A 13,952-nucleotide genomic window follows, 5' to 3' on the forward strand; every position below is an offset into this window, starting at 1 on the left:
GAAGTGACGCCCACCAAATGAGTGCCCGACCCACGGGTAAGTCCCGCGCAAGATTGTGGGTCTAGACCGGAGGCAGATTAAACACGGAGAATTGTCATGCAGCCCATTCAGCTGTTTGCGCTGGCCTCCCGGCAGGCCGAGTGGCTTTCAATCCGTCAGGAAGTTGTCGCCACGAACATCGCCAATGCGAGCACGCCGCAGTATCGCGCCAAGGAAGTCGTTCCGTTCGAAACCGAACTGAAGACGGCTGGCATGCAGATGGCGCGCACGAACCCGGCGCATATGGAAATGAGCGTGACCGGCGCTGGCAAGATCGGCCTGAGGGACGCTCCACTGAACAATGAAATCGGTGTTCAGGCATCCGGCAACACCGTTTCGCTTTCAACGGAAATGGCGAAGACGGGCGAAATCAAGCGTCAGTTCGAGCTGAACACGCAGCTCGTTCGCACCTTCCACTCCATGATGATGACCGCGGTGGGCAAGTAAGATGGACTCATTATCAACCTCGCTGAAGATCGCCGGCAGCGGAATGGAAGCACAGGCAACGCGCCTGCGCATCGTTTCGGAAAACATCGCCAACTCCCGCACGACAGGCGACGGACCAGGGGCCGACCCCTATCGCCGCAAGACGATTACATTTGCCAATGAGCTGGATCGCGCGTCGGGGACCAACCTCGTCGAGGTGAAGAAGCTTGGCTACGACCGCTCCAACTTCATCGAGGAATACGACCCGGACAGCCCGGCGGCCGATGAAAAAGGCGTGGTGAAGCTGCCAAACGTCAACATGCTGATCGAGATGGCCGACCTTCGCGAAGCCAACCGCAGTTACGAAGCCAATCTCCAGGTCATCAAGCAGACGCGTGATCTGATTTCCTCAACCATCGACCTATTGAAGGCTCAGTGATGATCGAATCTATCAGCAACATCAAATCGCTGACCAACAACTCCGCGACAGACAGCATCAAGGGCATTGCCAGTGGCCTGACCTCGCTTGCGGGTGCCGCCGTCACCACGGCCACAACCGCGACGGTTGGCCCGACATTTGCCAGCGTTCTTGGCGGCGTTGCGCAGGATGCCGTCGATTCGCTCAAGAACAGCGAAGCCATGTCCTTTGCCGGCATGCAGGGCAAGGCCAATACCCGCGAAGTGGTCGATGCCGTCATGCAGGCCGACCAGACCCTGAGGACCGCTGTTGCGCTCAGAGACAGGCTCGTTTCGGCCTATCTCGATGTCGTTAAAATGCAGATTTGACCCGTGAGGACCTAAGAAATGAGAGCTCTAGCAATCGCAGCAACGGGCATGGATGCCCAGCAGACAAACCTTGAGGTCATCGCGAACAACATCGCGAACATCAACACCACCGGCTTCAAGCGTGGCCGTGCCGAATTTACTGACTTGCTCTACCAGACCGAGCGTGCACAGGGCGTGATGAACCGCGCCAACCAGGCCATGGTGCCGGAAGGCGCCAATATCGGTCTCGGCGTGCAGACGTCTGCCGTGCGCAAGCTGCACATCCAGGGACCTGTGTCCCAGACGGGCAACACGCTCGATCTTGCCATCGTCGGCAAGGGCTGGTTCCGCGTGCAAGGTCCGGACGGCGCGCCGCTCTACACCCGCGCAGGCGCGTTCAACATGGATTCGACCGGCCGTCTGGTGACGACGGATGGTTACCCGGTTCTGCCGGCCATCACCATCCCGACCGACTCGACCGAAACCAAGATCACCGACGACGGCATCGTTTCGGTGCGTATCGGCCAGTCGAACCAGATGACCGAAGTCGGTCAGCTGACGATGAGCAACTTCGCCAACGAAGCCGGTCTGCGTCCGCTCGGTGATAACCTCTTCGCCCAGACGGATGCCTCGGGTGCGGCTGTCGACGGAACGCCTCAGTCGGTTGGCTTCGGCTATCTGAAGCAGAGCTATCTGGAAGGGTCCAACGTCGATTCGGTCAAGGAAATCACCGACATGATTTCCGCCCAGCGTGCGTATGAGATGAACTCCAAGGTCATCACCACCGCCGACCAGATGGCTCAGATCGTCAGTCAGAACCTAAAATAAGTGGAAGGTAGGGTAACATGAAGTTCCGCCCGAAAATCATGCCTGTTCAAGGTTACAAGGTGACGTTCGCGTTGGCACTCGCTTTTGCGATGTGCGCTCCGCACGGTGCCATGTCGCAGCAGAAGTTCGCTGTCGTCCCCACGGTCACGATTCTTTCGGGCGAGATCATCACCCAAGGCCGGGTGACGGAAGTTCCCGTCACCAACCCCAACATCGCTCCCGGCTACTCGCAGTCGATCGAGGAAGTGGTGGGCAAGGTCTCCAAAAGGACACTGGTTGCCGGGCGGACCATTCCGAGCGGCGACCTGCGCGACCCTTATGCGGTGGAACGCGGCGCTGCAGTGCGCATCACCTACAACAATAACGGCATGAACCTTTCGGCCTCCGGCGTTGCCATTGAAGACGGCATGGCCGGCGATATCGTTCGCGTGCGCAACAAGGACACCGGCGTGACGGTGAGCGGAACGGCGAAGCTCGACGGGACCGTGGAGGTTTTCCAAAAATGAGTTTTCGTCAGCGTTTTTTCGCCGCGGCTGTTGCGGCAATGGCTTTTTTCGCAGCCGCCCCGGAAGGCTTCGCCCAGACGATGGCGCGCGTGAAAGATATTGCGTCACTCCAGTCAGGGCGTGAAAACCAGTTGATCGGCTATGGTCTTGTCGTCGGCCTGCAGGGGTCCGGCGACAATATGCGTGCCTCGCCCTTTACCGAGCAGTCGATGCGGGCGATGCTGCAAAACCTCGGCATCTCGATGCAGGGCAACCAGACCTCCTCCAAGAATGTCGCGGCCGTCATGGTGACTGCCAACCTGCCGCCTTTCGCAAGCCCCGGCAGCAGGCTGGACGTCAATATCAGCTCGCTTGGCGACGCCTCTTCGCTTCGCGGCGGAACGCTGATCATGACCTCGATGTCCGGCGCAGACGGCCAGATCTACGCTGTTGCTCAAGGCTCCGTCATCGTCTCCGGCTTCAACGCTGGCGGTCAGGCGGCACAGGTGACGGAAGGTGTAACGACGGCCGGCCGCGTCCCAGGCGGCGCGATCATCGAGCGCGAGCTTCCCTCGCAGTTCAAGGATTCCGTCAATCTCGTCCTGCAACTGAGAAACCCGGACTTCTCCACCGCCATTCGCATTGCCGATACGATCAACAACTACGCCCGCACCTCCTACAACGAGCCGATCGCCGAGGCGCGCGATTCTCAGGTCGTCTACATCCAGAAGCCCCGCACAGCCGATCTTACCCGCCTGATGGCGAGCATCGAGAACCTTGCGGTGGAAACCGATACGCCGGCGAAGGTCGTCATCAACGAACGGACCGGCACGATCATCATCGGTGCAGATGTCCGAGTATCGAGGGTTGCCGTCAGTTACGGCACGCTGACGGTACAGGTCACCGAAATGCCGCAGGTCGTGCAGCCAGCGCCCTTCTCACGCGGACAAACCGCGGTGCAGGAGCAGACCGACATCCAGGCCATGAAGAGCGGTGGCCCGGTTGCTATCCTCGAAGGTCCAAGCCTCCGGTCGCTGGTGGCGGGTCTCAACAATATCGGCGTCAAACCGGACGGCATCATCGCCATCCTCCAAGGCATCAAGTCCGCAGGTGCGCTCCAGGCAGAATTGGTACTACAATGACGATCGCCATCTCCAAGATCTTTACGCCTCAACGCGTTCTTCTGGCACTCTTCGTGGTCGCTGGTTCGCTTCCTTCGGCGCGTGCGCAGGAGCAGGTGCGCGTCACCACCGGCGAGACCAGCGGACAGGAAATCCAGCAATACTGCACCAACATCGTCGATCAGGCGCGCGACCAGCGCTATCTGATGCAGAAGCAGGATCTCGAGAAGCTTCAGGAAGACATCAACGAACGTGTTGCCATTCTGGAAGCCCGCAAGGCCGAGTATGAAGACTGGCTGCAACGCCGTAACGACTTCCTCAAGCAGGCAGAAACCAACCTCGTCGAAGTCTACAAGACGATGAAGGCGGATGCGGCTGCTCCCCAGCTTCAGGAACTCGACCCGGGAATGGCTGCGGCCATCATAATGAAACTGCCACCGCGCCAATCCGGGCTGATCCTCAGCGAAATGAACGCGAAGAAAGCGGCGACCGTCGCTTCGATCATGGCCAGCGCGACCGATAAAACCACATCAAGAGATCCGTCATGAACAAAGCGCTCATTCTCGCCCTTTCAGCCGCGAGCATCCTCACGGGGTGCCAGAGCGTCACGGAAAACCAGACCCTCAAGGAAATCGGCAACGCGCCCGCAATGAGCCCGATCGGCAGCGGCCTGCAATTCAACCAGGCACCGCAGCTGGCATCCTATCCGAAGCAGCCGCTTCACACGGCAAGCGGCTATTCGCTCTGGAGCGACAGCAAGGCGGCGCTCTTCAAGGATTCGCGCGCCCTCAATATCGGCGACATTCTGACGGTGAACATCCAGATTAACGACAAGGCGTCGTTCGACAACCAGACTGACCGCAGCCGCAAGAACAACCGAAAGACCGGCTGGAAGGCAGATGCGGAAATCCTTGGCTGGAAGCCGAAGGCGGACTCGTCTTTAAGCTTCGACAATGACAGCGAAGCCAATGGCAAGGGCTCCATCAACCGCGCGGAAAAGCTCACGCTCCTCGTCGCAGCGGTTGTGACCGGCATTCTGGAAAACGGCAACCTGCTGATCAGCGGTTCGCAGGAAGTGCGCGTCAACCACGAGATCCGCATTCTCAATGTCGCAGGTATCGTCAGGCCGCAGGACGTCAATTCCGAGAATACCGTGTCCTACGAGAAGATCGCGGAGGCCCGCATTTCCTACGGCGGTCGCGGACGCATCATGGAAGTGCAGCAGCCACCGGTGGGGCAGCAGGTCGTCGACCTCTTCTCGCCGATCTAAGACGCTCGAAATGCGATGCTGATAAATCGCGGCACGATCTTGCGAGGCGTTCGACATGGCGGATGAGGTTTTCTCGTCCAGCCGGGTACAAATTGAGAAACAGGCAACAGACCTATGACCGACCAGTTGGCACTTGAAGGACCGGCACCGAAGAAGAGCTCGCCTATCCCGGCCATCGGCGCGATCGCGGTGCTGTGTCTTCTGGGTCTTGGCGGCGGCTGGTTCGTCGGCAAGATGCTCTTTGTGCCCGCCCCGCCGGCTGCGGCCGCACCGGCCCATGAGGCTCCAGCGGAAGTTGCAGCGGCCGGAGAGCATGGCGAAGCACCAAAAGCAGAGGCTCATGGCGAGCCGGCCAAGGATGGCCATGGCGCGCCCGTAGGTCCGAGCCTGGTATCGCTCGATCCGATCATCACCAATCTCGGTTATCCTGCCGAAAATTGGGTAAGGCTTGAACTTGCACTGCAATTTAATGGTCCTTCGGACCCGGCCGTGGTTCAGGAGCTCCATCAGGAGCTCATGGCCTACATCAGAACCGTGCCTCTCCAGCAAATTCAAGGCCCGCGTGGCTTTCAATATCTTAGGGATGACCTGAGAGAGATCGTTGACCTCAGGACGAAAGGGCGCGTATCCAAGGTTTTATTCAAAACCTTCGTGATAGAATGATTCGCACCCTTATCTGCCTGATTGCTTTCGCCCTGATCCCAGGGTTTGCTTTTGCGCAGCAGTCACCGGCAGATTTGTTAAATCTGCCTGTCGACGGCTCCGCCGCGGCATGGATCATTCGTACCTTCGGATTGCTGACGATCCTTTCGATCGCGCCTGGCATCCTGATCATGGTCACGAGCTTTCCCCGCTTCATCATCGCCTTTTCCATTCTTCGATCCGGTATGGGGCTTGGCACAACGCCATCCAACATGATCCTGACGAGCATGGCGATGTTCATGACGTTCTACGTGATGGCGCCAACCTTCGAGCGCTCGTGGAACGATGGCATCCAGCCGATGATGCAGAACCAGATTACCGAGGCGCAGGCAATCGAGAGGGCGGCAGAACCCTTCCGCACCTTCATGCTTGCCAATACGCGCCCAAAAGATCTTGCACTCTTTGTCGATCTTGCAAGCGAGCGCGGCCAGGAAACGATGAATGGCACGCAGCCGCAATATCGCATCCTCGTGCCGGCCTTCATGCTGTCTGAAATCCGCCGCGGCTTCGAAATCGGCTTTCTCGTCATCCTGCCCTTCCTTGTCATCGACATGGTGGTGGCAACGATCACGATGGCCATGGGTATGATGATGCTGCCCCCGACCTCGATCTCACTGCCATTCAAGATATTGTTCTTCGTGCTGATCGATGGCTGGAACCTGCTGGTCGGCTCGCTGGTGCGGTCCTTTTATTGACGCACGTCGCGCGAGGTCGAGCAGCCGCAGCAGCTTGGCCGACGCCCGCCACTCCCACTTTTTCATCTGCCCCGGCTGGCTGAGCTAGAGTCAGACAGCCCCTACCATTGATGCGCGATTGCGGCCTCTGCCAACGCGCCCGGGAAGATGGATTCCGCTCTTTCGGACAGGCGGTCTCCATAAGCTTCGTCCGGGAACGGAGCTTCCGTTACCGGGCGGAGTTGAGAAGACGAGGAGCGTTTGCGGGGGAAACCGCGACACGCCCGACCGCTCCATGGCCGTCAATGGGATGGGCTGGCTGCTACCGCCTTTGGCGGCTCGGGATCGGTGTTGATCACGATCTTCTGCGGCTTGCGGGTGGAGTCCCTGGCGTCCAGGATCTCCTTGGTAATGTAATCCATCTGCTGGATCATCACGTCGCGGACAAGCGGCTTTTCCATACGGGCGTTGATGCCGTCTTTGATCTTGGTCTTGAAGCCTGCGACATCGAACTTGCCGACCTCCTTGAGGTCGAGGATCTTGTCGCCGACCAGCAGGCCGAAAAGCTCGTCCGTCATATAAGCCGTCATCGGTGCCTTGACGTCCTTCATGATGACGGAGTCGACCAGAAGCGTAGAGCGTATCAGGAAGTAGCCGGCCACCGCGCCATTGGAAAGGACAGGCAGCGTCATGAGATCGCCCTGCACATATTGCGGCGGCGGCGGCGCGTCGACCTTGTGATCATCCGCGGGGGGCTGGCCAAACTTGACGGCGGCGAAGACGCCGCCAAGGGTCATGACAAGCACCAGGACCCCTGTGGCAATCAGCTTTATCATTGCGCCTCACGAGCGAACTGTTGCAGCGAATAGGTGCCATCGTCCTCGGCATTCTTCTGCGCGTCCTTCAGCAGCTCAACGACCGCCTTGACGGCCTTCATGCTCGCTTCGACGCGGCGGGTATTGATGGCGAGCTTTTCCTTGATGTCGAGGATCTGCTGACGATGCACCTCGGCGATCTTGGGGCTTTCGACGTCGCGGATCAGCATGGTGAGTTCGTAGAGGCAACGGCTCTTATGGGCGTTCGACAGTTTGAAGTCGAAGTCAGGTTCTTTGCCGATCCTAGCGTTCTCGTTGTCGATGACCGCTTCGAGACGACCAAGCACAGCCTGAATTCTGTAGTCGTTGTTGACAATTTCCATGTTACTTCAGCGCTCCGCCTGACTCAGCTATTGGTTTTTTTGGTTTCGGTGTCGGAGAAGATGCGTCGCTGGAAGTCAGTGACCATGCTCATGGCAATCTTCTTGTCGTCTTCACTCACGGCAGAGACGGGTGCGGCATTGCGCTGGCGCTGCAGCGCCTGCGAATAGACCTGCTCGGCGATGCCGATGCCGCCCTTCTTGGACATCTCGTCGGCCATCTGCTCGGACATCATGCCTTTCCAGAACTCGCCTGCGGAGCCCTTGCCGTAAACCTCTTCGGTATCGGATGGCATCATGTTCTGGATAAACGTGTTGAGAACGCTCGCCTCGAACTTGCGGTAGGTTTCAGGGATCTTTTCGTGATGCTCCGGCCTGTGGATGTTTCCGAGGCCCGCCTTGCTCGCTGGTGTCTCGATACTGTTGATCGCGGACTCAAAGCCGGCATTGCTGGCAGTCAGGACCGAAGCTTCCCGCGTCGCGCTCACCGCGCGCAGCTTTTCACGGGCCGCGGAGACCTGCATCGGGTCGGCCGCATTGACCACATCAAGCACAAGATCGCTTGGAGGAGAAATCGCCACGTCGTCATCCTTTCCGTTTTGATCGGATGACGATAGGCGCCTAACCTTGCTGGAGGCTGGAGGCCTTCATGCTGATCTGCAGATCGATCAGTTCATAGATGCTGTTGTCGTCACGCACCCTCGCCTCGTCCTCGCGGGCGCTGTCGCGCTTGTCTTCCAGCTTCTCGCCCTTCTTGGTTTCCTTCAGAAGCTGCGTTTCCTGCGCTTCCTGGATGGATTCAAGACGGACATCACGGGCCATCAGACGGCTATGTCGCATGACGTAATGTTTCAGCATGTCCTGGTGCAGCGGATCATAGGAGGTCAGATAGCCGGACAGTGTCTCGATCTTCTCGGCAAGCTCTGCGCGCTCACGCGTGGTGATGGCAAGTTCGTTTTCGACCATCTTCGTCAGATGCCCCTGCACCTTCACCAGCCTGTCGAGTTTCTTGGATTTGGAAAGATCCGCCATCTCACTCACATGTTCGAGAAAACGAGGAAGAAGCCATTGACGAACTGGTTAATCACCGCGGCAATGCCGAAATAGAGCAGCAGCAGACCGCCGGCCAGAGCATAGGGGGTAGAGATGAAGTAAACCGGAATCTGCGGTGCGAGCTTGTTGATCAGACCGATCGCCACGTTGAACAGGAAGCCGAAGAGGATGAAGGGGCTTGCCACCCGGATCGCCACATTCATCGAGGCCACCAGCGTATCGGTCAGCGTGATCAGCATGCGCTGGGCCGAGATCGGTCCGCCGAGCGGGATCGACGAGTAGGATTCCACCAGCGCTTTGAAGATGACGTGGTGAAAATCCAGAATGAAGAGCACAAGCAACACGCCGAATGTCAGCATGGCCGCAAGCTGGCTTTCGGAGGTATCTTCCAGCACGTCCTGGGCGGGCGGGCCGGTGAAGGAAATGGCCGTACCCATAACGGTTGCGGCAAACTGCATTCCCAAGAGATAGAGATGGGCGATCAGGCCGAACATCGTGCCGATGAAAGTCTCATAGAGCATGGCCCGGAAGAAGGTTACCGTGTTGCCCTGCGTGACGGGATAGATGACATCCCAGAGCAGCGGCAAAAGAGCGATGGAAAGCGTCAGCGCAAGGAAGAGCCTGATCTGGACGGGAAGCCTGGCAGAGGAAAAGCCAGGCATCGCCATGAGGCAGGAACCGATCCGGCAGAAAGCCAGGAACAGCGCCATGATGGTTCCTTGCGGGTCAGAAATCATGAGATGGAGCCGAGGATCTTGATTTCCGTACCCTTTGCCAGTTCGACATGCGACAGCACCGGCAAGGTGCTGAAGAGTCGTTCCGTAATCATTCTTACATATGCGCGCGTTTCCGGCAGCGTGACAAGCACGAATGGCAGGCCGACATCCATGTATTCACGGATTACTTGGGTCGCCTCGTTGGAGAACTCTTCGACCTGGCGCGGATCGATATCGAATTCGATGACATCGCCCTTCGGATCGCGCTTCAGTGCCTGCTGGAAGATGACGTCCCACTTGGTGCCGAGACGCAGAACGCGCAGAACGCCGTTGTCGGAGAGGTCGCCGCAAATCTGCTGCGCCATACGGATACGGACATGCTCGACGATCTGTTCGGTCTTGCGCAGATGTGGGGCCAGTTCCGCCACGGCTTCGAGGATCAAGTGCAGGTTTCGGATGGAAACGCGCTCTGCCAGGAGAAGCTTTAAGATTGCCTGAAGGCCGGAATAGGACATGTGCGACGAGCAAATCTCGTCGGCGAGCTTCTTGTATTCCGGATCGAGCCGGTCGATCAGAACCTTGACGTCCTTGTAGGAGAGAAGCATCGGCAGGTTGTTGCGGATGACTTCGCTGACATGTGTGAGAAGTGCCGAAATGTTGTCGATCGGGTGGAAGCCTTCGCGCCGCAGATCTTCGACGAAATGTTCCAGCACCGAAACTGCCGGCATGCCGAAAGCGGGTTCTCTGACATCGTCACCTGGAACCGATGGACGTCTGCCCTTGCCGGTGATGACCAGCACTTCCCCGACGCGCAGCGTGTTGGCCGCGACCGTCGTGCCGTGGATGCGGATCTGGTAGGATTTGTCGGGAATGGCGATATCGTCGGTGACTTTGATTTCAGGCACGACGAAACCGTATTGCGCGGCAAACTTCTTGCGCATCTTGCCCACCCGGAAGCCCAGCTCCTGGTGCGCGCCAAGAAGGCGTGGCGAGACCTGTTTGCCAAGTGCGAGCTCGATTTCCGTGGTGCGCAGAACGCTCTTCACCGTCTCGCTTTCGGCCTGCGTGGCGTCAGCTGCCTTCTGGTCTTCTTCCGCACGAGCAACATCCTGTTCGCGCTGCAGCTGGCGAGGAATGAACCAGGCACCCAGTGCCAAGAGGCCGCTGAGGAACATGAAGGGAATGAAGGGCAGACCCGGAACGAGGGCAAGAATGAACATCAAGCCGGCAGCGACGGAAAGCGCCTTGGGATAGCCGCTCAACTGGTTGATGACGGCAGTATCGGTGGAGCCGAGCGTGCCACCGCGCGTGACGATAAGACCGGCCGCGAGCGAAACGATCAGCGCCGGAACCTGCGAGACGATACCATCACCGACGGAGAGCTTGACGAAAACGTCCGCCGCTTCGCTGACCGGCATGCCGTGACGGAAGACACCGATGATGATGCCGCCGCAAATGTTGATCATGGTGATGAGCAGGCCGGCGACGGCGTCGCCACGCACGAACTTCGACGCACCGTCCATCGCACCGTAGAAGGAGCTTTCTTCTTCCAGTTCGCGACGGCGAAGCTGCGCTTCCTTCTCATTGATGATGCCGGCGGACAAATCCGCATCGATCGACATCTGCTTGCCGGGGATGGCGTCCAGGGTGAAGCGCGCGCCGACTTCGGCGATACGCGTGGCACCCTTGGTGATGACGATGAAGTTCACCACGATGAGGATGAGGAAGACGATCAGACCGATGACGAAGTCGCCGGACATGACGAGGCTCGAGAAGCCGGCGATCACGCCGCCGGCGGCATCGTGGCCCTGGTGACCATGGGACAGAATCACGCGCGTCGTCGCAATGTTGAGCGCGAGACGGATCATGGTAGAGATCAGCAGGATCGTCGGGAAGGAGGAGAAGTCGAGCGGACGATGAATCCAGAGCGACACCATCAGGATCAGCACGGAGAAGGCAATCGAGAATGCCAGTCCCATATCGATGATAAAAGGCGGGATCGGCAGGAACAGGATGCACAAAATGGCAACGATGCCCGCTGCAAACCCAATGTCGCGCCCTCTGGGGGCGACTTTCGGAAGTGGCATTACGCTGGGCGGGGTAGCCATTCTAACTCCATCTCATCATGAGAACCGGCAGGACGTCCGGACCCTTTCCATCATGAAAAGGCCTTGCCGACCCGTTGGACGCAGATCAACGACCGAGGCTTAATGGGTCAAGCTTGCGCGAGAATGGAGACAGGGCGAGCAGAGGGCGCGAGACCCGACAAGGTGCAAAAGGCCCGCAATTTCCGCATTTCAATGGGCTGAAATGGATTTTTAGCTTTGGTCAACCGTCATCTTGTAATATGATCGAGTTCAATATTTGCGCCATGACCGCGTATCCGTCGACCATGAAGGGTCTTCAACGAACTAGGGCTCGTCATGGTTCTGTCGACATACAGCAGTTATCTCACCGTCAATCGAGATATGAAGGCCTCTCTCTCCAAGGTCGAGAGCCAGGCTCCGGTCAAGCGCGATACCGAATATTACGAAGCGAATATCGGTAAGGTGAAGACCGTCGACGACTTGCTCGGCGATTACCGTCTCTATTCCTATGCGATGCAGGCCTATGGCCTTGGGGAAATGACCTATGGCAAAGCCTTCATGCGCAAGGTGCTGGACAGCGATCTCAGCGACAGCAAGAGCTTTGCCAATACGCTGACCGACAAGCGCTACCTTCAAATGGCCCAGGCCTTCAACTTCAAGGGCGATGCCAAGGTGGCGCAGAGCACGGCGCAGGCCGATAGCACGACCGATGCCTACAAGGCCTCCTTCCAGACCGAAGAGACCAATATCAAGACAGAGGCTGCCTATTTCGCCTCCAAGATCGGCGCGATCACCAATGTCGACGATCTGGTCAACAACACGCGGCTTCGCACCTATGTCCTGGATTCGGCCGGTCTCGATACGACCTTCACCTCCAAGGCCTATCTGAAACAGGTTCTGACAAGCGATCTCGCCGATCCCGACAGCGTTGCCAACCAGGCGAAAAATCCTGCCTGGAAAAAGCTCACCGGGTTCTTCAATTTTAAAGCGGACGGCACGGTCAACGGTCAGGCACAGACCGCCGACCAGACGGAAGATCTGAAGCTCGATTACGTTGCCAGCATGTCGACCTATCCGTCAGCCACATTGCTGGATGCCAATCAGCGCTACTGGGACAAGCATGTTCCCCAGGTCCAGAGTGCGCAGGATCTCGTCAAGGATAGCCGTCTCGTCGCCTATGTCAAAACGGCTTTCGGCCTCAATCCCACCATGCTTGCAAGCAGCGTGGCGAGCCTGATGTATAGCCAAAACTTCGCTCAGACCTACGGCAACACCAAGCTGCTCGACGCCTTCGAGTTTTCCAGCGACGGGACTCTTCCTGCCGGCACGAGCGCGCAGACGCCCGAACAGATGTCAGCGGTAGCAAAGCAGTACACAACTGAGTTCAGGAAGGACGCGGACAAGAAGATCGCGGATGCGGTCACGAATTACGAAACCCGTATCGCCAAGATGACGAAGCTGGACGACTTCTTCGTCTCCAACAAGAAAGACGACGACAAGAAGAACGACGAGGTCAGCGAAGTCTGGGACGTGGCTTTGCGCGCCTTCGGCATCAATCCGGATGAGGTCTCCAAGTCCGAACTCAAGAAAATCCTCTCAAGCGACGTGACCGACAAGAAAAGCTACGTCAACAGGCTGGACGACGACCGCTATGTCAACCTCGTCAAGGCCTTCAATTTCACCGCCGATGGGGGAACGGAAGCACCATTGACCGCGCAGTCGCAGCGCATGGTGGCCCAGGTGACTGCAGACTACAAAGCCGTAAAGCTCCGAGCTTTGACCGGTACAGCCAAGGAAAATGCGTCCAAGGCAGCGGACAAGGAAATCGCCTACTACACCTCGACGATTGCCGGGATCAAGACCGCCGATCAGTTCCTGGCGGATAGCCGGCTGACCAAATTCGTGCTGGAAGCCAATGGTCTCGACCCGAAAGAGGTCACGGCCACCGATCTGCGCAGGATGTTCAAGTCGGACCTTTCCGATCCGAAAAGCTTCGTCAACACACAGAGCAACGGCAAGTTTGCAGAAATCGTCGCGTCCTTCAATTTCAGCGCCAAGGGACAGCTGGATGCAACGGCGACCGAAGGCGTTCAACAGCGCGGCGCGATTTTGGAGACGACCAACCAGTATTTGCAGCAGACACTGGAAGTGCAGCAGGGCGAGCAGAATGACGGCGTCCGCCTGGCGCTGTATTTCAAGCGCAAGGCACCCGAAATTACGAGCCCCTACTCCATCATCAGCGACAAGGCGCTCTTCACCTTTTTCAAGACCGCCTACAATCTGCCGACTGCCATTGGCAATATCGACGTGGCCAAGCAAGCCGATCTGGTGAAGAAATACATCGATGTTGGGAAGCTCGGCGATCCGGACTATGTCGACAAGATCGTCAAACGATTTACCGCGCTTTACGATACGCAGAAGAACGGTCCGACCTCAACGTCGCTCAGCCTCCTGGGACGGTCGGCCTCCATCAGTGCGGATACGCTTCTGGCGGTCGCTCAGCTCAGAGCGGGTTGATAGGGTCCGGCTGAACTCGCGTTGCGTCAGCGTCCTCGAAAAGCGAAAGCGGCTGCGGTAGCAGCCGAAGCCAC

General features: G+C 58.2%; 17 protein-coding genes. 11 read left to right on the plus strand and 6 right to left on the minus strand.

The annotated features are described in order from the left end of the window. Positions 1-96: 96 nt before the first annotated feature. From flgB to fliP, 10 genes are all read left to right on the plus strand, one after another. A complete protein-coding gene (gene flgB, locus PVA19_RS00765) occupies positions 97-486 on the plus strand; it encodes a flagellar basal body rod protein FlgB (RefSeq protein WP_062426046.1) in 390 nt (129 codons plus the stop codon). 1 nt (position 487) lies between these two features. Further along, entirely contained in the window at positions 488-904 is a 417-nt protein-coding gene (flgC, locus tag PVA19_RS00770) for a flagellar basal body rod protein FlgC (protein ID WP_062426047.1), read from the plus strand. After that, complete coding sequence (locus tag PVA19_RS00775; RefSeq protein WP_062426048.1) at positions 904-1,251, plus strand: flagellar hook-basal body complex protein FliE; 348 nt, start codon at positions 904-906, stop codon at positions 1,249-1,251. Before flgC ends, PVA19_RS00775 begins: the two co-directional genes overlap by 1 nt. A gap of 18 nt (positions 1,252-1,269) precedes the next feature. Further along, the gene (gene flgG / locus PVA19_RS00780) at positions 1,270-2,058 is read left to right on the plus strand and encodes a flagellar basal-body rod protein FlgG (RefSeq protein ID WP_062426049.1); all 789 of its coding nucleotides are present in this window, start codon (positions 1,270-1,272) and stop codon (positions 2,056-2,058) included. A 17-nt stretch (positions 2,059-2,075) separates the two neighbouring features. After that, entirely contained in the window at positions 2,076-2,564 is a 489-nt protein-coding gene (flgA, locus tag PVA19_RS00785) for a flagellar basal body P-ring formation chaperone FlgA (RefSeq protein WP_274100879.1), read from the plus strand. Beyond that, positions 2,561-3,685: a flagellar basal body P-ring protein FlgI gene (locus tag PVA19_RS00790; protein WP_062426051.1), complete on the plus strand. Its 1,125-nt coding sequence runs from the start codon at positions 2,561-2,563 to the stop codon at positions 3,683-3,685. The genes flgA and PVA19_RS00790 overlap by 4 nt, the downstream gene beginning before the upstream one ends. Further along, complete coding sequence (locus PVA19_RS00795) at positions 3,682-4,212, plus strand: MotE family protein (protein WP_062426052.1); 531 nt, start codon at positions 3,682-3,684, stop codon at positions 4,210-4,212. The genes PVA19_RS00790 and PVA19_RS00795 overlap by 4 nt, the downstream gene beginning before the upstream one ends. Then, complete coding sequence (flgH, locus tag PVA19_RS00800) at positions 4,209-4,934, plus strand: flagellar basal body L-ring protein FlgH (protein WP_062426053.1); 726 nt, start codon at positions 4,209-4,211, stop codon at positions 4,932-4,934. The genes PVA19_RS00795 and flgH overlap by 4 nt, the downstream gene beginning before the upstream one ends. A gap of 114 nt (positions 4,935-5,048) precedes the next feature. Further along, positions 5,049-5,597 carry a flagellar basal body-associated FliL family protein gene (locus PVA19_RS00805; protein ID WP_062599333.1) on the plus strand — a complete coding sequence of 183 codons (549 nt, stop codon included), beginning with the start codon at positions 5,049-5,051 and terminating at the stop codon, positions 5,595-5,597. Beyond that, positions 5,594-6,331: a flagellar type III secretion system pore protein FliP gene (fliP, locus tag PVA19_RS00810; RefSeq protein WP_062438746.1), complete on the plus strand. Its 738-nt coding sequence runs from the start codon at positions 5,594-5,596 to the stop codon at positions 6,329-6,331. The genes PVA19_RS00805 and fliP overlap by 4 nt, the downstream gene beginning before the upstream one ends. Before the next feature lie 281 nt (positions 6,332-6,612). Here the strand turns inward: fliP and PVA19_RS00815 are convergent, their stop codons facing one another. The 6 genes from PVA19_RS00815 to flhA are packed head-to-tail and all read right to left on the minus strand — an operon-like array spanning position 6,613 to position 11,382. Next, the gene (locus PVA19_RS00815) at positions 6,613-7,146 is read right to left on the minus strand and encodes a hypothetical protein (RefSeq protein WP_274100880.1); all 534 of its coding nucleotides are present in this window, start codon (positions 7,144-7,146) and stop codon (positions 6,613-6,615) included. Further along, the gene (locus tag PVA19_RS00820; RefSeq protein WP_062426057.1) at positions 7,143-7,508 is read right to left on the minus strand and encodes a hypothetical protein; all 366 of its coding nucleotides are present in this window, start codon (positions 7,506-7,508) and stop codon (positions 7,143-7,145) included. The genes PVA19_RS00815 and PVA19_RS00820 overlap by 4 nt, the downstream gene beginning before the upstream one ends. Before the next feature lie 23 nt (positions 7,509-7,531). Beyond that, complete coding sequence (locus PVA19_RS00825; protein ID WP_274100881.1) at positions 7,532-8,086, minus strand: rod-binding protein; 555 nt, start codon at positions 8,084-8,086, stop codon at positions 7,532-7,534. Between the two features lie 40 nt (positions 8,087-8,126). Further along, positions 8,127-8,537, minus strand: a complete 411-nt coding sequence (locus tag PVA19_RS00830) for a hypothetical protein (RefSeq protein WP_082447257.1) — start codon at positions 8,535-8,537, stop codon at positions 8,127-8,129. Positions 8,538-8,542: 5 nt separating this feature from the next. Beyond that, positions 8,543-9,295: a flagellar biosynthetic protein FliR gene (fliR, locus tag PVA19_RS00835; RefSeq protein ID WP_062599331.1), complete on the minus strand. Its 753-nt coding sequence runs from the start codon at positions 9,293-9,295 to the stop codon at positions 8,543-8,545. Continuing rightward, positions 9,292-11,382, minus strand: coding sequence for a flagellar biosynthesis protein FlhA (flhA, locus tag PVA19_RS00840; protein ID WP_062426061.1), 2,091 nt, complete (start codon positions 11,380-11,382; stop codon positions 9,292-9,294). The genes fliR and flhA overlap by 4 nt, the downstream gene beginning before the upstream one ends. 315 nt (positions 11,383-11,697) lie before the next feature. On the opposite strand from flhA, the gene PVA19_RS00845 reads away from it, so the two are divergent. Continuing rightward, a complete protein-coding gene (locus tag PVA19_RS00845; RefSeq protein ID WP_274100882.1) occupies positions 11,698-13,878 on the plus strand; it encodes a DUF1217 domain-containing protein in 2,181 nt (726 codons plus the stop codon). Positions 13,879-13,952 lie beyond the last annotated feature (74 nt).

The organism is Agrobacterium sp. CNPSo 3708 (genome assembly GCF_028674915.1).
GTDB classification, from domain to species: Bacteria; Pseudomonadota; Alphaproteobacteria; order Rhizobiales; family Rhizobiaceae; genus Agrobacterium; species Agrobacterium cavarae.